General features: G+C 35.7%; 16 protein-coding genes. 10 read left to right on the forward strand and 6 right to left on the reverse strand.

Annotated features, from left to right (window positions below):
• The first annotated feature begins 347 nt into the window (after positions 1-347).
• The 3 genes from sucA (at position 348) to AN964_RS10240 (ending at position 5,505) form a co-directional block, all read left to right on the forward strand.
• A complete protein-coding gene (sucA, locus tag AN964_RS10230; protein ID WP_055739575.1) occupies positions 348-3,170 on the forward strand; it encodes a 2-oxoglutarate dehydrogenase E1 component in 2,823 nt (940 codons plus the stop codon).
• A gap of 148 nt (positions 3,171-3,318) precedes the next feature.
• Positions 3,319-4,560, forward strand: coding sequence for a 2-oxoglutarate dehydrogenase complex dihydrolipoyllysine-residue succinyltransferase (odhB, locus tag AN964_RS10235; RefSeq protein ID WP_055739576.1), 1,242 nt, complete (start codon positions 3,319-3,321; stop codon positions 4,558-4,560).
• 138 nt (positions 4,561-4,698) lie between these two features.
• Positions 4,699-5,505: a DUF2935 domain-containing protein gene (locus AN964_RS10240; RefSeq protein ID WP_055739577.1), complete on the forward strand. Its 807-nt coding sequence runs from the start codon at positions 4,699-4,701 to the stop codon at positions 5,503-5,505.
• Positions 5,506-5,771: 266 nt separating this feature from the next.
• Here the strand turns inward: AN964_RS10240 and sda are convergent, their stop codons facing one another.
• Entirely contained in the window at positions 5,772-5,906 is a 135-nt protein-coding gene (gene sda, locus AN964_RS10245; protein WP_055739578.1) for a sporulation histidine kinase inhibitor Sda, read from the reverse strand.
• A gap of 233 nt (positions 5,907-6,139) precedes the next feature.
• On the opposite strand from sda, the gene AN964_RS10250 reads away from it, so the two are divergent.
• Positions 6,140-7,063, forward strand: coding sequence for an LCP family protein (locus AN964_RS10250; RefSeq protein ID WP_055739579.1), 924 nt, complete (start codon positions 6,140-6,142; stop codon positions 7,061-7,063).
• Between the two features lie 225 nt (positions 7,064-7,288).
• Here AN964_RS10250 and AN964_RS10255 read toward each other — a convergent pair whose 3' ends face one another.
• The 3 genes from AN964_RS10255 to AN964_RS10265 all read right to left on the reverse strand — a co-directional run bounded on the left by AN964_RS10255 (position 7,289) and on the right by AN964_RS10265 (position 10,182).
• On the reverse strand, positions 7,289-8,773 hold the full coding sequence (locus tag AN964_RS10255; RefSeq protein ID WP_055739580.1) for an aldehyde dehydrogenase family protein: 1,485 nt from the start codon (positions 8,771-8,773) through the stop codon (positions 7,289-7,291).
• A gap of 302 nt (positions 8,774-9,075) precedes the next feature.
• Positions 9,076-9,870, reverse strand: coding sequence for a membrane protein insertase YidC (gene yidC, locus AN964_RS10260; RefSeq protein WP_055739581.1), 795 nt, complete (start codon positions 9,868-9,870; stop codon positions 9,076-9,078).
• 18 nt (positions 9,871-9,888) lie between these two features.
• Complete coding sequence (locus AN964_RS10265; protein WP_126648758.1) at positions 9,889-10,182, reverse strand: hypothetical protein; 294 nt, start codon at positions 10,180-10,182, stop codon at positions 9,889-9,891.
• A 210-nt stretch (positions 10,183-10,392) separates the two neighbouring features.
• On the opposite strand from AN964_RS10265, the gene AN964_RS10270 reads away from it, so the two are divergent.
• The 6 genes from AN964_RS10270 (at position 10,393) to mobB (ending at position 18,020) form a co-directional block, all read left to right on the forward strand.
• Positions 10,393-11,271, forward strand: coding sequence for an ATP-binding protein (locus AN964_RS10270; protein WP_055739583.1), 879 nt, complete (start codon positions 10,393-10,395; stop codon positions 11,269-11,271).
• 11 nt (positions 11,272-11,282) lie between these two features.
• Positions 11,283-13,202: a vWA domain-containing protein gene (locus AN964_RS10275; RefSeq protein WP_055739584.1), complete on the forward strand. Its 1,920-nt coding sequence runs from the start codon at positions 11,283-11,285 to the stop codon at positions 13,200-13,202.
• Between the two features lie 477 nt (positions 13,203-13,679).
• On the forward strand, positions 13,680-14,837 hold the full coding sequence (locus AN964_RS10280) for a D-alanyl-D-alanine carboxypeptidase family protein (RefSeq protein WP_055739585.1): 1,158 nt from the start codon (positions 13,680-13,682) through the stop codon (positions 14,835-14,837).
• 211 nt (positions 14,838-15,048) lie between these two features.
• The gene (gene moaA, locus AN964_RS10285; protein ID WP_437177115.1) at positions 15,049-16,062 is read left to right on the forward strand and encodes a GTP 3',8-cyclase MoaA; all 1,014 of its coding nucleotides are present in this window, start codon (positions 15,049-15,051) and stop codon (positions 16,060-16,062) included.
• A 150-nt stretch (positions 16,063-16,212) separates the two neighbouring features.
• Positions 16,213-17,502 (forward strand): molybdopterin molybdotransferase MoeA, encoded by a 1,290-nt coding sequence (locus AN964_RS10290; protein WP_055739587.1) that lies wholly within the window; start codon positions 16,213-16,215, stop codon positions 17,500-17,502.
• On the forward strand, positions 17,472-18,020 hold the full coding sequence (mobB, locus tag AN964_RS10295; RefSeq protein ID WP_055739588.1) for a molybdopterin-guanine dinucleotide biosynthesis protein B: 549 nt from the start codon (positions 17,472-17,474) through the stop codon (positions 18,018-18,020). Before AN964_RS10290 ends, mobB begins: the two co-directional genes overlap by 31 nt.
• A gap of 60 nt (positions 18,021-18,080) precedes the next feature.
• Here mobB and AN964_RS10300 read toward each other — a convergent pair whose 3' ends face one another.
• Both AN964_RS10300 and AN964_RS25495 read right to left on the reverse strand, forming a co-directional pair.
• On the reverse strand, positions 18,081-18,323 hold the full coding sequence (locus AN964_RS10300) for a YkuS family protein (RefSeq protein WP_055739589.1): 243 nt from the start codon (positions 18,321-18,323) through the stop codon (positions 18,081-18,083).
• Positions 18,324-18,401: 78 nt separating this feature from the next.
• Positions 18,402-18,530 carry a YuzL family protein gene (locus AN964_RS25495; RefSeq protein ID WP_083489300.1) on the reverse strand — a complete coding sequence of 43 codons (129 nt, stop codon included), beginning with the start codon at positions 18,528-18,530 and terminating at the stop codon, positions 18,402-18,404.
• Positions 18,531-18,685: the final 155 nt, after the last annotated feature.

Genomic DNA, 18,685 nt, shown 5'->3' on the forward strand with positions numbered 1-18,685 from the left:
ACAAAAGTGTAAAAGAATAAATTGAAGCATTTTTTCTTTTTTTCATGGCAAAAACATTTGATTTTCTTGCAAATAGTAGTAAGATGGATATGGAAAAATTTTTGGGAGCTTGGAAAGCTATTAACAAATGAATAGACCGTGTTTTGCACCTTTCGAGTAATTTTAAAAAAAATAGGTTTTTGCCTTTATCTAATTACTTTACAGTGATAAAATGGGGATTGTAAGCGATAGCTTTTCCAATTATTTATTACATATGCTGGGTCCCATTCAATTCTTACAAGCATATGATTGAATGGGAGTATTTTTTCGAAAAATTTTAAAAGGCTTTAGGCTGGAGGTTTATCAAGATGAATGATCAAGCATCAAGAGGTTTTTGGGAGAGTTTTTCAGGCCCAAACCTTGGTTATGTGATGGAGGTTTATGAGCAGTACCTAAATGATCCGGAAAGTGTTGAACCGGAAATGAAGGAACTTTTTGAGCAATGGGGAGCACCTACCGTTTCGAATGAAGTATTATCCACAAGCGGTCAAGCAGATGTTTCCTTTCAAATGCCAACAAATGCGACTATTTTCAGTAAAATCGTTTCTGCGGTTAAACTAGCTGATAATATTCGAACATATGGACATTTAGCTGCCGACATTAATCCATTAAATAATACTAGCAAAGATACACGCCGAATCGAATTGAAAGAATACAATCTTACTGAAGAAGATTTGCGACAAATTCCTGTTTCTTTCATTTGTCCGGATGCACCTTCAACGGTTAAAAATGGTCTTGATGCCATTAATTATTTAAAAGATGTATATACGAAAAAAATTGCTTATGAGTTTCATCATGTTCATAATTTGGAAGAGAAAAACTGGCTTCAAAAAACTGTTGAGTCAGGTAAAATCTATCCTCAGTTAAGTAAAGAAGAGAAATTAAATATTTTAAAAAGATTAACAGAAGTTGAAGGATTTGAAAAGTTTGCTCACCGCATCTTTGTAGGTCAAAAGAGATTCTCTATTGAAGGTCTAGATATGATGGTTCCTTTAATGGATAAAATTATCAGCTCTTCAGTTGAATATGGAGCCAAAACAGTAAATATTGGTATGGCACATAGAGGCCGCTTAAATGTATTAGCTCATATTCTAGAAAAACCATATGAGTTAATTTTTGCTGAATTCCAACATGCACCTAATAAAGATTTAATTCCATCTGAAGGTTCTATCGGAATCACATACGGATGGACTGGAGATGTGAAATATCATCTAGGTGCTGACCGTGTAAATAAGGAAAGTGTACGAGTTGTATTAGCTAATAACCCAAGTCACCTTGAAGTTGCTGCACCTGTGGTGGAGGGCTATACAAGAGCTGCACAAGAGAATAGAAAAACAAGTGGATATCCAGAGCAAAATCCTGAAGAGGCTTTGGCAATTATCGTTCATGGTGATGCTGCATTCCCTGGCGAAGGTATTGTAACGGAAACATTAAATATGAGCGGATTAAGAGGATATAACACAGGTGGATCTATTCATATTATTTCCAATAATATGATTGGTTTCACGACAGAAAGCTTCGATTCGCGTTCAACTAAATATTCATCAGACGCGGCGAAAGGTTATGAGATTCCAATCATTCATGTTAATGCTGATGATCCGGAAAGCTGTATTGCTGCTGCTATTTTTGCAGCTGAATATCGCCGCTTATTCAAAAAAGATTTCTTAATTGACTTAATTGGCTACCGTAAATTCGGTCATAACGAAACAGATGAACCGATGACAACTAACCCAATGATGTATCAAATAGTACGCAAGCATCCTACTGTTCGTACTATTTATGCTGAACAATTAGTGAATGAAGGATTGCTTAGCAAAGAAGATGTACAGAAATTGGAAGAGAATGTTAACGCTAAATTACAAGCAGCATATGATAAGGTGCCTGGAGCGGATGAAAACCCTGATATCGTGATGAATCCTCCAGAATATGTGGCGAGCGGATATCCAGCTGTTAAAACATCCGTTGATAATGAAGAATTAAAAGACCTAAATGCTCAATTATTAAATTGGCCGGAAGATTTTAATGTATTTAAAAAACTAGGCAAAATTTTAAAACGTCGTGAAAATGTGTTTGATGGCGATGGAAAAATTGATTGGGCTCATGCAGAATCACTTGCATTTGCTTCTATTTTAAAGGATGGAACACCTATCCGTATGACCGGTCAGGACTCCCAACGCGGAACATTTGCACAGCGTAACTTAGTATTACATGATGAAAAAACTGGCGAAGAATATATTCCGCTTCATCATTTAAAGGATACAAATGCTTCATTTGTTGTATACAACAGTCCTTTAACAGAAACAGCAGTGCTTGGTTTTGAGTATGGATATAATGTCCTTTCACCTGAAACGTTAGTGCTTTGGGAAGCACAATTCGGTGATTTTGCAAATATGGCGCAAACGATGTTTGACCAATTTATATCTGCAGGGCGTGCAAAATGGGGCCAAAAATCAGGTCTTGTAATGCTGTTGCCTCATGGTTATGAAGGCCAAGGACCAGAGCATTCCAGTGCAAGAATGGAACGTTACTTGCAAATGGCTGCTGAGAATAACTGGACAGTTGCTAATCTTTCAACAGCAGGTCAATATTTCCATATTTTACGCCGTCAAGCAGCAATGCTTGGAAAGGATGAAATTCGTCCATTAGTGTTAATGACACCAAAAAGCTTATTACGTCATCCATTAGCATCTGTTGATAGCTCTGAATTAACAAATAGCGAATTTAAACCTGTTCTAGAACAGGCTGGCTTAGGACAAAATGCGGATAAAGTGGAAAGAATTGTACTTTGCAGCGGAAAAATTGCTATTGATTTAGAAACTCGTTTACAAGAGGAAGAAAATGCGGAATGGCTTCATATTTTAAGAATTGAAGAACTTTATCCATTCCCTGAGAATCAAGTAAAAGAAATTCTTTCTCGTTACAAAAATCTTAAAGAAATAGTTTGGGTGCAAGAAGAACCTCAAAATATGGGTGGTTGGACATTTGTAGATCCATATTTACGCGGTCTTTCTCCACAAGGTGTAGATGTGAAATATGCTGGTCGTCCTAGACGTTCCAGTCCATCAGAAGGAGACCCAGTGGTTCATAAGAAAGAACAAAATCGTATTATTAATGAAGCATTTACAAAATAACAGTTTTAAAAGATGTAGGAAATAAGGATGTAGAAAATTAGCTGAAAATCTAATTTTCTCCCTTATTCACTGCATCTAGAATTTTGCACGCCTTGAAACGTGAAAATACATTTAGAAAATAGCAATGATTATTAAGGAGGACATCATCGTGGCTGAAATTAAAGTGCCTGAATTAGCGGAATCAATTACAGAAGGAACAATTGCTCAATGGTTGAAAAAACCAGGAGAGTATGTGGAAAAAGGGGAATATATTGTAGAGCTTGAAACAGATAAAGTAAATGTGGAAGTAATTTCTGAAGAAGCAGGCGTTATTCAAGAATTAAAAGCAGAAGAAGGCGACACTGTTCAAGTAGGACAAGTAATCGCAATCGTAAGTGCTGGCGGTGAGGCTCCTGCACCAAGTGCACCTGCAGCGGAAACAAAAGCGGAACAACCAAAACAAGAAGCAGCTCCTGCCCCACAAGTGGCAGCCGTAGAATCTACGGAAGATAAAGGTCGTACAATAGCATCTCCTGCAGCTCGTAAGCTTGCTCGTGAAAAAGGAATCGAATTAGGACAAGTTCCTACTGTAGATCCGCTAGGACGTGTACGCAAACAAGATGTTGAAGTATACAGCAATCAGCCAAAACAACAAGCAGCTCCCGCACCTGCTAAAAATGCACCTGCGGCTGTTAGCCAAGAAGATGGCAAACCAGTTGAACGTGTTCGTATGTCACGCCGTCGCCAAACAATCGCTAACCGTCTGTTAGAAGTAAAACAAAATACAGCAATGTTAACTACTTTTAACGAAATTGATATGACAGCAGTTATGGAATTACGTAAGCGTAAAAAAGACAAATTCCAAGAAGAACATGATGGGACTCGTCTTGGCTTTATGTCATTCTTCACAAAAGCAGTAGTTGCAGGCTTGAAAAAATATCCATACGTAAATTCAGAAATTCAAGGCAATGAATTATTAATCAAAAAGTATTACGATATCGGTGTTGCCGTTTCTACAGAAGAAGGTCTTGTTGTTCCTGTCGTTCGTGATTGTGACCGCAAAAACTTTGCAGAAATCGAAGCAGATATTGCTGGATTTGCGAAAAAAGCTAGAGATAATAAGCTTGGTTTAGCTGATTTACAAGGTGGTACATTTACAATCACTAATGGTGGTGTATTTGGATCATTATTCTCTACACCAATTATCAATGGTACACAAGTAGGTATCCTTGGTATGCATTCCATCGTAAAACGTCCAGTTGCCGTTGGTGACCAAATAGAAATCCGTCCTATGATGTATGTAGCATTATCTTATGATCACCGTGTTATCGACGGAAAAGATGCAGTTGGCTTCCTTGCAACTGTTAAGAAATTACTTGAAAACCCAGAAGATTTATTATTAGAAGTTTAATACATTGAAAAGGCAATCACTTCATGTGGTTGTCTTTTTTAATAGACATAAAATAATTCCAGCGAACCTCAAATCACTAAAGGAATAAGACAAGACAAACATGGAATAAACTTAATATGGGAAAAAAGGGGGGATGGTGTGAAATCTTTTATACAGTCTGCAAAATTCGAACATGAGTTTTGGCTGCAAATCCTTGGTGATCATTCTAGATTTATTCTAGATTCTTTAAGTGTAACCGAAGCCGATTTTATTAAAGAGGCCAATTATTTTAAAAACAAATTTGATAGTCTATTGCTAAATGCACGATCTTTACATGATGAAGGCTCTCTAATCCTATTGGCAAATGAGGCAGATGCTGAGGTAAAAAAACTTAAACAGCTTAAATTAACTCTGATAGAGAGACATCTTGTCAGTAAGGTCAAAATTCAATTATCACCTACTTTTTTAAGCCATATGGTAAATGAATTGGAGGAATACGAACGAATACTAGTATATTTAATACGTGGTGAACAACCACCTATTCTACATGAACTACATCATCATTTATTGTGGCTGCAGGATGCCTTTGGTCATGCTGGTGCGATCCAATCGGAGATGGATGCTACCGAGCACAAAATAAAAAAGGAAAGCAAGGAATTTGTTCAGCAATTTCAACAGTTTTATTTAAAAGCAGTGGAATTTACTGGATACCTACGAACAAGTTTAGATACCTTTCCCGCTTTAAGAAAAATGAATGAAGATGTTAGATTAGAAATGGAAATGTTTCAAGTGTTTTTAAATGAGATTTTTGAATTAGAAATTTCAAATGAAGTTCTTGGCACCTTCCCTGTTTTAATGGCGGATCATATGTTTCGTGAAGAATGTTATTACTTAATTAAACTTGCAGAATCTGCGAATACAGAAATACCTAATTGTAATCCAGCAATGCCGAGAAATGAAGGCTAAAAAGTGTAATATAAATGATAATAGCGTGTGGAATTCCACACGCTATTTTTCTCTTATCAAGAATTTGTAAAATTTAAAGAAGTAAATAACTGTTTAAAAAATTATCTACGTCTAGCTCAAGTGCCAATCGGCTAGCGGATTTCTCCGTCTCCTCCCTACGATAATTCAACATCAGCTCGTGAACTACCTCACTGTGTTTCCTTTATCTCGAGGTGAGCGACTACGAAATCCGTACGCAAATGAGCAAGGCACTTACGCATTTGTTTTTATTTTATTGTAATAGGCGTTAAGCCACGCTTTTTTAGCTCTGATTTTAATAATTCAATCCACTCTTGATCTTGACCTTTCTTTTTAGCGTCTCGATAGGCTGCCACCAACAATTCATTACTCATAATCTTCATGACACAACCTCCTAGTGGAATTTATTAAATTTGATTCCTTTTATTTTATCTTTTAATGAGTTGTTTGAGAACCCCTTTTATGAAAAAAGTTAAATAATTTCGTATTATAAAAACGATTTATCATTTAAAACTCGAATAATCCTCTTACACTTAATAGGAGCTAGAATGTTATTCATCGTATGTGCAATCGAAATTTGTTCATACTATAAGAAAAAGAGGTGAGAAGTCCTATTATGAAAAATTTAATTATTCTATACCTCATCATTATTCCCTGTGTTTTTTTAGCATCTTGCGATAATAAGTTTTTACATCATAAGAATAAAACCAATCCGGGAACATTAGAAGAAAGTTTTAAAAAGAAATTAAATGAAAAACCGATAAATTTCCTGCTACTTGGCATTGATACCAGAGAAGGGGAGCAATCCAGAACCGATTCCATTATAGTAAGTCAATATGATGCACAGAACCGTTCTATCAAATTAGCGTCCATTATGCGGGATAGTTTTGTTAAGATTCCCGGTTATAATCGCGTCTACAATAAATTGAATCATGCTTATTATGTAGGGGGAGAGGATTTATTAAAAAAAACAATTGAACGAAATTTTGGTATTCAAATTGACCATGTTATTACGATTGATTTCAAAGGTTTTGTAAAAGTCATTGATACAATTGCACCTGAAGGAATAAAAGTAGATTTAAATCAAGCCATTATAAAGGATATGGCTTTAAATGTCCCACCAGGTGAACATAATCTGCACGGCGAAGAACTTTTAAAATATGTACGGTTCCGACATGATGCAAGAAGTGATTTTGGAAGAGTAGACAGACAGCAAGAGGTTTTATTAAAAATGAAGGATAAATTTCAAAAGGAAATGAATACTTTGGATGGTTTTGCCAAAATACCGTCTTTATTGGATTCCTCCATTAAATACATTCATACAGATTTAAAAACGAATGAAATTCTAACCTTAGCATCCACGATATTTTTACAGCGTATAGATAATTTAGATACAATGCGGATTCCAGTGAAAAATGGATTTACAAATCGAAATGTTCCGTATGCTGGAGCAGTCCTGCAACTGGATTATAAAAAGAATATTAAAGCACTCAATCAATTTTTCAGTGAGCCGCAACCTGTTAACGATCATCATAAATGAAGAGGCCAAATTTCCTGGCCTCAGTAATATTTTTAAAAGAAATATGTCTAGCGTAAGCAGATATCGGCTAGCGGATTTCTTCGTTTCCACCCTACGATAAGTCAACATAGTTGAAAATGGAAATGCTATTTTCACTTGTTCGTGAACTACCTCACTGTGTTTCCTTTATCTCGAGGTGAGCGACTACGAAATCCGTACGCTAGAGCTGCGGCGCTTCCGCTTTTCTTACTTCATAGATATCCAAACACTCTTCACTTCTGTATAGTTATTTAATGCATAGGACCCCATTTCACGGCCGATACCAGATTGCTTATATCCCCCAAATGGTGATGCAGCATCAAAAGCATTGTAGCAGTTGACCCAAACGGTTCCTGCGCGAAGCTTGCTTGCAACATAATGAGCATTGGCGATATCACGAGTCCACAAGCCAGCTGCTAGCCCATAATCACTATTATTAGCCCGCTTAATTACTTCATCCAAATCTTCAAATGGCATTGCAGAAATAACTGGCCCAAAAATTTCTTCTTTTGCGATTGTCATATCATCATTGACATCAGCAAAAATGGTTGGCTCTACAAAATAGCCTTCCTCACGTGGCTTTTTACCACCTGCTAGAAGCTCAGCACCTTCACTAAGTCCTTTTTCAATATAATTTAACACTCTATTTTGTTGTTCAATCGATACTAACGGTCCCATTTGTGTTTCATTATCTAGCCCTGCACCTTGCTTAATTGATTTTGCATGAGAGGCCATATCTGCTACAACATTATCAAAATGTTTTTTCTGAATAAATACACGGGAACCTGCACAGCATACTTGGCCTTGGTTAAACATAACACCATTTAGTGCACCAGGAATAGCCTTTGATAGGTCCGCATCAGGCAGAATAATATTTGGAGATTTACCACCTAGTTCAAGAGTTACACGTTTTAGTGACCCGGAAGCACGAGACATAATTTGCTTTCCAACCTCTGTAGAACCAGTGAATGCAATTTTATTTACTAAAGGATGATCTACAAGCGGCTGGCCTGCAGTTTCACCGAATCCAGGAATGATATTTACCACACCTGGAGGGAATCCAGCTTCATTGACTAATTCAGCTAAGTAAAGTGCTGAAAGCGGGGTTTGCTCAGCAGGCTTAAGAACAATTGTACATCCAGTAGCGAGAGCGGCTCCCATTTTCCACATTGCCATTAGAAGTGGGAAATTCCATGGAATGATTTGTCCAACGACGCCTACAGCTTCATGTCTAGTATAGTTAAAGAAAGGACCACTTACAGGAATTGTTTGCCCTGTAATTTTAGTAGACCAGCCTGCATAATAGCGCATATGTTCAATTGCTAATGGTATATCCGCACCAGATGTCTCTCTGATTGGTTTTCCATTATCTAGTGTTTCTAATTGTGCCAGTGCATCTTTATGCTCTTCCATTAAATCTGCAAGCTTATACATTAATCTGCTTCTAGTAGCTGCACTCATTTTTGACCATTGACCTTCGTCAAATGCTTTTCTTGCAGCTTTGACGGCACGATCAATATCTTCAGGACCACCTTCATAGACTGTTGCTAATGTTTCTCCTGTAGCAGGATTCGGCGTATCGAAAGTTTTTCCTGATGCACTTTCGACAAATTCACCATTAATGAATAGTTTCTTTTTACCTTGTAAAAATTTCTCTACTCTTTCATCGACACTTAATAAAGTTTGACTCATAAAAAAATCCTCCTTCAGAATCGTTTTTCTAAGGGGTGTGATCGTGCTGTATGAAGCTACATTTAGATAGCGCTTACACTACAATCCTACTAATAATTTTCAATGATTTCAATTAAAATTTATGAAAAATTAAGAATATTTTTCATCATTTTTTTAGCTTGTTCGACAAAAATCAAATCCGTACGCCGATAGATGTTTGCGCTTGACGTAGACAATTTTATAAGAGGATTATCCGCAGTAAAAATTTTATAGTTTCCGAAAGATACAAAAAACCTGCTCACTATAGTGAGCAGGCCATAACCTTATTTTTGTGGTGCTTTACTTTCTTTTTCTTTTTCTTTTTGAGAAGTATATAGCTTTTTCGATAAATAAGTTTGTCCGATTAAGAATGCTCCACCCACAGCCCAATATAAAGGCAATGCGGCAGGTGCATTAAAGGAAACAAAGAGAATCATAATAGGGGAGATCAATGCCATGATTTTCATTTGTTTTTCCTGTTCAGGAGTCATACCGATCATCGATACTTTCGATTGGAAGAAATAGATTACACCTGCGATTAGCGCCATTGGAATGTCTCTATGACCAAGGTTAAACCAAAGGAATGAACTGCCGGCAATTTCAGAAGAACTGCGGATTGCATAATAAAATCCCATTAAAATTGGCATTTGAATAATTAGAGGAAGACATCCCATATTCAATGGATTCACACCATGTTTTTGATATAGTCCCATCATTTCCTGTTGTAATTTTGCTTGTTCTTCTTTTGTTTTAGCTTGTTTTATTTTAGCCTGTATTTTTGTCATTTCAGGCTTTAAAACATCCATTTTTTCTTTCATTACCTGTTGCTTTTTGTAGGTGTTTAACATCAACGGCATTAAGATTAACCTTATTAGAATGGTTATAAGGATGATAGCAATACCGTAATTACCTGAAAATAAATGTGCTGTAAAATGAATTACCTGTGCAAAAGGCTCTACAAAATAAGTATGGAAAAATCCAGTTTGTTTTGGTGCCTTTGCATTCGCAGACGATGAACATGCCGAAAGTAGCATCACCAATCCTACTAAAAGCGCTGACATTTTTACATAACGTTTCATCAATTATCCTCCTAGAGTTTAATATGTTGGTTGAATGATGGATAAATGATGATCCGAATCATCCTTTGAGGATTCTTTACGTCTAACATATTTGATAATCCATGTCATTAACGGATTTTGTATTTTATCATTTGTTGATTCAAATGGATAATCGAGATTAATCAAAATTTCCGTTGGTTTTTCTGATAAATACGAGCAGGATTGAATTCTAAATTTATTCCATATGCATGCTAGTCCAATCGTCAGGATAAGACTTACAGAAACAGAGCAAATAAATGGATCATATGTTAGATTAATTAAATATTCCATCAAATTTGTTCACTCACTTTAAAAGACTCATTAGAATCGAATTATACCGTAAAGTGGTGTAATTTACAATCATTTATTCATTTATGGGAAAATTGTCTTTTCTCTATCTCTAAAAGCTTTATATAATCATTAAAAAATGATCAATTTATGATAAAATATATATTTATGGAAGAAAAAATAATGGTAAGTTTTTGACAGGAAAGGATTTTAAAAATGGATCAAATTTTACAACTATTACCTCAAGATATTATAGATATATTACAAGAAAGAAAGCAGGATTTTGCAAATGAAAACGAAAAGATTGGCAGTCCGGGATATATTCCTGCAGATAATGCCATCTTAATTGATACAATCATTGCATTATCATTAGGCAAGAATGTATTGCTAAAGGGCCCAACCGGTTCGGGTAAGACGAAACTTGCAGAAACGATATCATCTATCTTTGGACAGCCTATGCAAAGTATAAATTGTTCTGTAGATTTAGATGCTGAAGGTTTATTGGGATTTAAAACCATTCATCAAGACGGAGAAAAAAGTTTTATTGATTTTGTTCCAGGTCCAGTTGTTCAAGCCATGAGAAAAGGACATCTATTATATATTGACGAAATTAATATGGCAAAACCAGAAACATTACCTATCTTAAATGGTGTTCTTGATTACCGTAGAATGATTCATAATCCTTTTACAGGAGAAGTGGTGAACGCTACAGGCAATTTTGGTGTAATTGCTGCCATAAATGAGGGGTATATCGGAACAGTGCCATTAAATGAAGCATTAAAAAACCGTTTTGTAATAATCGATGTTCCATATATTCAGGCAGAAACGTTAAAAATCGTATTGGAAAATCAAAGCAGGTTGAAGGATGCTGCTCTTATTAATCAATTTGTAGCATTATCCAGTGATTTAATTGCTCAGGCGCAAATGGGACAAATTTCGGAAGATGCCGCATCGATTAGAGCACTGATTGATACATGTGATCTATCTGTATATATATCCCCTTTAAGAGCGATTCAAAGAGGAATTATTGATAAATTAGAAGATGCTCGTGAAAAAGCGGCCGTTCGTAATATTGCTGAAACAATATTCGGATAGGGGGTTATCATATGGAGCGCTTTATTCAATTTAATGATGAACAAATAGATTCTATGCTTTTTATGGAACTTTCCGATCTTGCAAAAACCTTGATGAGAGAGAAGGAATATGAACTGGAATTTGGTGTCCACTCCTATTTAGATATTGCTGAACATAAAGTATTTGTACGGCATTTTTGGAACCATCGGCCTCCCTCTATCATGAAAAATGGGTTGAAAAGTGATGTTTTTTTACGGGCAATCGGAAATTTTCACTATACCAATTATGATGATGTGTTTGCTTTTCTTAAAAAACTGGAATCCATTAAATTAAAAAGCTTTGCCAAGCAATTATTTGTATTAGGTGAAGATTTACGGATTGAAGAGAATTGTAAGAGGGAAAGAGCAGGGACAGTAAAGGCATTTCGGACACGCAGACAAATTTACTGGGATTATTTTGAATCTCAGCAAAATGTTAATGTAGTGAAAAGTGTTTACACAGATGCTTTATTCAATACTATCTATTTAATGCTTACTGCAGAGTCCCCATTATTAGAAATTCCTTCTTTCAAAGAAGAAATAAATTTGTCCTTTCCCTATATTCAAAACCAGGTAATGAAATTTTTTGATGCGAAATCAACGAGCGATATAGCCCGATTTACTTTAAATCTTATGGAAGTATTAGACGAAGTGTTAGAGGATGATATGTTAAATGAATACTTTCATCTTCCGGAAAAGATGATGGAGCATTTAGAGGAGGGTGGAATTTCGTTTAACGAATTAAAGCGAAAAGATCCTTTGCAAAATAATGATCGTTTAGAAAAGAAGAGTACAGGAGAGGAAGAAATTTTTAAAGAGGAAATGAAAACATGGCATCGGGAAACCAGTGACATGAGTAAAAGCTTTCTTCAATTTGATCTTGAACAAGGGTCTGGAACTGATTTACTTGGTGAGGGAGTAAGGGAAAGTGAGACAGGTGATCAAGCGCTTGGTATTGTCCAAGGTTCCGCACGGGAATCTAATCGGAATGATTACTCGCAGCTGGAGGCTCTTGAACAAGAAAGAAAAATAAAAGGTGGAGGGGAATGGGAATACGGAGATGAAAACCGAAATGCATATCCGATTTTCCTTTCTCCATCTATACCGAACTTTGATGAAATCCATGTTTATGAAAAATTAAAAACGAATATAAGTAATCATCAAAAGAAGCTGCAGAAAATAATAGAAAAAATATTAGAGCATAAAAGGTCATTTCCACATGCGAATATGCAATATGGTAGACTCAGTAAAAAGCTTCTTCCATTTTTTATAGATGAGAATCCAAGATTGTTTTATAAAAAACAAGAATACTCAAAAGAAATTGACGCGGTATTCACTTTATTAGTCGACTGTTCCGCTTCGATGGCGGATAAAATGTCCGAAACGAAACAAGGAATTACATTATTTCATGAAGCACTAAAATCCGTGCATGTTGCACACGAAGTAGTTGGATTTTGGGAAGATACGAGTGAAGCAACTAAATTAAAGCAGCCTAATTATTTTAAAACGGTTATCGATTTTAGGTCCTCCCTTAATAAAAAAATAGGTGCGGAAATTATGCAGTTACAGCCGGAAGAGGATAATCGCGATGGTTATGCTATCCGGCATATGACTAAGAAGCTAATAAAAAGAAATGAGAAGCAAAAATTCTTATTGGTTTTTTCCGATGGAGAACCTGCAGCATTTGGCTATGAACAAAATGGGATTGTAGATACACATGAAGCGGTTTTAGAAGCGAGGAAAAGAGGAATAGAGGTTATCAATATTTTTCTTTCTAATAGCCAAGTGTCGGAAGGACAAAGAAATTTGCTCCGGAATATATACGGGAATTTCAGCATTATTTTATCAGATGTTAGTGAGCTTCCAAATGTGCTTTTTCCGTTGCTTAGAAAGTTACTTCTGAAAAGTATATAAAATAACTTTTTTATGAACAAATGTGCAAGCGCCACAGCTCTGCTTACGGATAAGTGAAAATAGCACATCATTTTCTTTCACTTTATGCCTTTAACTGCAACTGCAGGGAGGAAAGTAGAAATCCGCTAGGCGATGCTCTTTGCGCTGGATGTGGACAATTTAAAATTTCTTAAGAAAAGAAGGTGTATCAGAAATGATACACCTTTTTACTGTTTAGGGCTTTTGTATTGAGGTATAAAGATACAAAGGTATTATCTGGAAAAGGAAGATGGACTGAAGAAACGTAAAATGAATACTAAAAGAGTGAAGAAAATCCTGATATGTTGTGAATTTCACTTGACCCAGAATGAAGGTAGAGATTGTTCGGTTTATTTCGACAAATTTTTCATTTGTGTTACAAATTAGGAAAAAAGATATAAGAATTTTTGTTCTTTTGATAAAATTATGTAGAAATTAATGGATTGGAAGAGGCTATTTATGATAAAGCGGATATTTTTTTTCATTTTAACCATACTATTTACTTTTTTCGTAGTAGATAACGCAAATGCAGCGGAAAAGCCAACTTTAAAAATCGCAAGTGAGGCAGCTGTTCTAGCAGATAGTAACAGCGGTCAAATTTTATATGCAAAAAATCCAAATAAAAAATTATATCCGGCAAGCCTAACCAAAATAGCTACAGCTATTTACGCGATAGAAAACGGCAACATAAATGATATTGTCACAGTTAGTAAACATGCTGAACAAACGGACGGAACAAGGGTATATCTTGTCGAGGGTGAAAAGGTCCCATTAAAGCATTTATTACAAGGTCTTTTAATTAACTCTGGAAATGATGCAGGGGTTGCCATTGCTGAATATTTAGCAGGAGATGTTCCAAGCTTTGCCAATAAGCTAAATGCTTTTCTGAAGGAAAAGGTTGGTGTTCATCATACTCATTTTGTGAACCCACATGGCTTATTTGATAAAAAGCATTATACAACAGCGAGCGATTTAGCAAAGATTACGGATTATGCTTTGAAAAATCCAACTTTTCGTGAAATTTTCGGAACAAAGGAGTTAAAATGGGATGGTGAGGGTTGGCATACAATCCTTATAACTCATCATCTAATGCTCAAAGGGGAAATTCCTTATAAAGGAATAACAGGTGGAAAGACTGGATATGTTGATCAATCAGGTCAAACTTTGGCAACTACAGCAGAAAATCAAAATATTCATTTAACAGTTATTACAATGGATGCAAAATCAAAAAAAGATGAATACCTAGATACTAAGAAGCTTCTTGATTATGGATTTGAGAATTTTAAGACAGCTTCTTTGCCAAAGGATTCAATTTATCAAAATGGAAACAAAACATTTAAAACAAAGGAAAATCTACTTTATACTGCTCCACTTCATTCGAGTGTTTCGGAAAAGATTTCAAAGGACGGTATTTTGGAGATTTTGGATAAAACAGGTGTGATATTAAATTCGTTTCAGCTTACAGAACAGAAAGTAATTGCCGCCGAATCGCATCTTAGTGAAAAAGAGTCAAATAATCAAAAACAAAGTCCATGGCTGTTTATGATACCGCTTGTAATCGTTGGATTAGGAGTGAGCTGGTCCATTAATAGGATTAAATATCGCAAAAAAGGGTGAGATATATGCACCCTTTTTTAATTGAATTTTGGTGCAGATCGATTTTATTTATTACTGTAAACGATGTCAATTCAGAGAAAATGTATGATTTTTCGTAAATAAAATAGAATAGACCAACAAGTAAAAGTTATTTATTATAATATTAATAATATTAAGCTACTCTAAACATAATTTTTTTATATGAAAGTTGTATCTCATCAAAGGAGATGTTATTTTGAATGCTTTGATTACAGACGGGTTTAACAGGCCGCTCCATGATTTGCGAATTTCCGTTACGGATCGTTGTAATTTTCGATGCCAATACTGTATGCCTGCTGAAATTTTTGGTCCTGATTTTCCGTTCTTGCCTAAAAATGAAGTTTTAACATTTGAAGAGATTGAAAGACTTGCTAAACTATTTGCTCAATTGGGTGTGAAAAAAATAAGGTTAACAGGAGGTGAGCCTTTACTTAGGAGAGGACTTCCCGAATTAATCAGGAAACTTACTCTTATAGAAGGAATTACTGATATGGGGCTGACTACAAATGGTGTACTGCTAACCAGGCTAGCCAAAGAATTGTTTGATGCAGGACTTCACAGATTAAATATTAGTCTTGACGCATTAGATGAAAATCTTTTTAAAAAGCTTAATGGCAGAGGAGTTTCTTCTAAAGCAGTTATGGAAGGAATTGATAAGGCGTGTGAATTAGGATTCCACATTAAAGTAAATATGGTTGTACAAAAAGGGGTAAATGATCATGAAATTATCCCGATGGCTGAATATTTCCGTAATAAAGGAATAACGCTAAGATTTATTGAATTTATGGATGTGGGAAATTCAAATGGCTGGAATATGGAAAAGGTTATCACGAAAAAAGAAATGTACGAAATTTTATCTTCCCATTTTGAAATAGAACCTGTTGATGCTGCCTATTTTGGTGAAGTGGCAAAACGATATCGTTTTAAGGGCAGTAATGCTGAACTGGGATTTATTACCTCTGTTTCAGAGTCTTTTTGCTCCAGTTGTACGAGGGCAAGAATTTCTGCGGACGGAAAGCTATACACATGCCTTTTTGCTGGCAATGGTCATGATTTAAGAGTGCTTCTTCGAGATGGTTCTACAGATGAGACAATTAAAAACGAAATCACCTCTATTTGGAACAAGCGTGCAGATAGGTATTCAGATGAAAGAAATAACCATCATCCTTCAAAGAAAAAGATTGAAATGTCTTACATTGGCGGATAAGATTTTAACATCCTTGAAAAGTGGTATAGACAATACTACTTTTTTTGTTGGAAAAGCTACACTTAAAGAATGACAATGAAGTTATCAAAAATAACAAGTTGGGTAAGGAAATTACGATTAGAATGATAGAAACATTAAGGGGGATGTAATATGGTAGAACGGAGAAAGCCCATTTGGGTGAAAGAAGCTACCGAGAAAATAATGGAATGGAAAAAACGCGGGGAGATAGAGTGGGTATCAATTGATGATTGTGATAGCAGATTTTTGGCAGAACCATTAATTGCTGATCATGATGTCCCGCCGTTTGATCGATCCCCATATGATGGGTTTGCAATTAGGTCTTGCGATACTTTGTTGGCATCAAGTAAAAATCCAGTACAATTTGAAGTAGTGGACGAAATCGGTGCAGGTCAAGTAAGTATAAAACAATTACAAGAATTCCAGGCAATTCGAATTATGACCGGAGCGGCTATTCCAAAAGGAGCGGATTCCGTTATTATGCTTGAACTTGTGAAAGAGGAAACCTCCTTTGATAAAAAAATCATAACGATAAAAAGAAAAGTAAATGCTAGAGAAAACATATCCTTCCAAGGGGAAGATACAAAAAAAGGGGAAGTATTGTTAGAACAGGGAACGATAATTAATCCAGGTGTAAAGGCGCTTTTGGCGACATTTGGATATCATAAGGTGCCGGTGGCGAAGAAACCAGTAATTGGAGTAATTGCAACAGGTAGTGAGTTATTAAGAGTGGATGAACCACTTGTGCCAGGAAAAATCCGTAATAGTAATGGATATATGATTGAGTCGCAAATTATCCGTGCCGGAGCGTCTATTAAAAAGTATGAAAATTGTGCAGATAACTTAGAATCATTACTTACTACCGTTAAGTCTGCCTTAAAGGAATGTGACATTATCATAACTACCGGCGGCGTTTCGGTCGGTGATTTTGATTATTTACCAGAAATATATATAAAAATCGGTGCAGAAGTATTATTTAACAAGATTGCAATGCGTCCGGGAAGTGTTACTACGGTAGCACAATGTGACAATAAATTATTATATGGGCTATCCGGCAATCCATCTTCATGCTATGTAGGTTTTGAATTATACGTTCGTCCGATTATTCGTTATTGGCTGTATTCAAATAAGCCATTTTTACGGAAAACAACTGCGACATTAATAAAGGATTTCCCAAAACCGAATCCATTTACTCGCTTTGTTCGGAGTAAGTTGGGTTATGATAATGGCAGTCTTTTTGTGGAGCCTGTTGGTTTGGACAAACCGAATGTAGTGACATCCATTGCTTGGGCTGATTGTTTAATGGTATTACCTGGAGGTACAAAAGGCTATAAAACGGGTGATTTAGTAGATATTCTATTATTAGAGGATCAAGCTGGAAGTGATGAATCGTGGAAAGAAAGACAGAAATCTTCCAGATAGTGGGGTTTCAAAATAGTGGAAAGACAACTCTTGTTCAGGAAATAATCAGATATGGAGATAAATTGGGTTTAAAAAGTGGAACCATTAAACATCATGGTCATGGAGGTACTCCATCAAAGGAAAATATGGAAAAGGACAGTGAAAAGCATCTTAATGCAGGTGCGGTTTATGCTGCGGTCGAGGGCAATGGTGAACTAGTAATAAAAAAACAAACACAATATTGGTCACTGGATGAGATCATAGATTATTATCATCGTTTATCTTTAGATTTAATATTGATTGAAGGATATAAATATGCCCCCATATCGAAAGCAGTGATTATTAGAAATCAGAACGATCTTTATTTGTTAAAGGAATTAACGAATATTCAGGTAGTTTTATCATGGATACCATTGAAAGAAACTGTACCGTTTCCGGTCTTCTCAATAGAAGAGAAATCTCGATTTATTGCGTGGTTTTTTCCATTTTTATTTCCACAACATCACTTTTCTTCAAGTGAATTTTTCAGAAAAAAATAAAATAACCCCTTTATCCATTAGAGATGAAGGGGCTATTTAGATGATAAATTTAAAGTATATTTATTGAATTCTGCTTTCAACCTCTTGACAAACTTCTTCAGCTGACATTCCTCTCGCATCGATTACAGAGCCTTGGATAATTACATTTTGAATACCCATTACATTTTCATCACCGCCTGTGACAACACAGCAATCACAGCCCTTTGCATCCTGTTCGTTTTTCAGTTCAACAACATCATATCCTTTTTCGCGGAGGACCTGCGATACATTTGATAATGATTGTTCTACACCGATTTTCGCCATTTCCAACACCTCCTCTTAACCCTATATGCTTCCTTAATAATGGAAAATTATTCATTCACATCGTTTTAAATATCACCGTTATCTTCCGTGTTTCTTTCGGGAAGCATCCGCTTTGATTGTTCCAGTTTCTTCCGTTGTCGTTCCTTGCCCTTTAACTTGCGGTGAATTTAAGCCTGCCTTTGACGGGTCCTTTTTTCGATTCGCCATTTTTTCACCTCCCCTATCATTTTTCCAAATGATAGGGCGAAGTATGTATTATGGTTTAAATAGAAAATTTTTATTTTTTATCAAAAAAACAAGGTATAATCATCTTATCCGTTTATTTCGGAAAACTAAAAAAATATAAAAGGGAAGAGAGAGGA

Source organism: Heyndrickxia shackletonii (assembly GCF_001420715.1).
Lineage (GTDB): Bacteria > Bacillota > Bacilli > Bacillales > Bacillaceae_C > Margalitia > Margalitia shackletonii.

Coding starts and splice junctions, on each gene's coding strand:
- sucA (WP_055739575.1), top strand. CDS start 348: ATGAATGATCAAGCATCAAGAGGTTTTTGGGAGAGTTTTTCAGGCCCA.
- sda (WP_055739578.1), bottom strand. CDS start 5,906: ATGAAGATTATGAGTAATGAATTGTTGGTGGCAGCCTATCGAGACGCT.
- AN964_RS10250 (WP_055739579.1), top strand. CDS start 6,140: ATGAAAAATTTAATTATTCTATACCTCATCATTATTCCCTGTGTTTTT.
- AN964_RS10255 (WP_055739580.1), bottom strand. CDS start 8,773: ATGAGTCAAACTTTATTAAGTGTCGATGAAAGAGTAGAGAAATTTTTA.
- yidC (WP_055739581.1), bottom strand. CDS start 9,870: ATGAAACGTTATGTAAAAATGTCAGCGCTTTTAGTAGGATTGGTGATG.
- AN964_RS10270 (WP_055739583.1), top strand. CDS start 10,393: ATGGATCAAATTTTACAACTATTACCTCAAGATATTATAGATATATTA.
- AN964_RS10275 (WP_055739584.1), top strand. CDS start 11,283: ATGGAGCGCTTTATTCAATTTAATGATGAACAAATAGATTCTATGCTT.
- AN964_RS10280 (WP_055739585.1), top strand. CDS start 13,680: ATGATAAAGCGGATATTTTTTTTCATTTTAACCATACTATTTACTTTT.
- AN964_RS10290 (WP_055739587.1), top strand. CDS start 16,213: ATGGTAGAACGGAGAAAGCCCATTTGGGTGAAAGAAGCTACCGAGAAA.
- AN964_RS10300 (WP_055739589.1), bottom strand. CDS start 18,323: ATGGCGAAAATCGGTGTAGAACAATCATTATCAAATGTATCGCAGGTC.
- AN964_RS25495 (WP_083489300.1), bottom strand. CDS start 18,530: ATGGCGAATCGAAAAAAGGACCCGTCAAAGGCAGGCTTAAATTCACCG.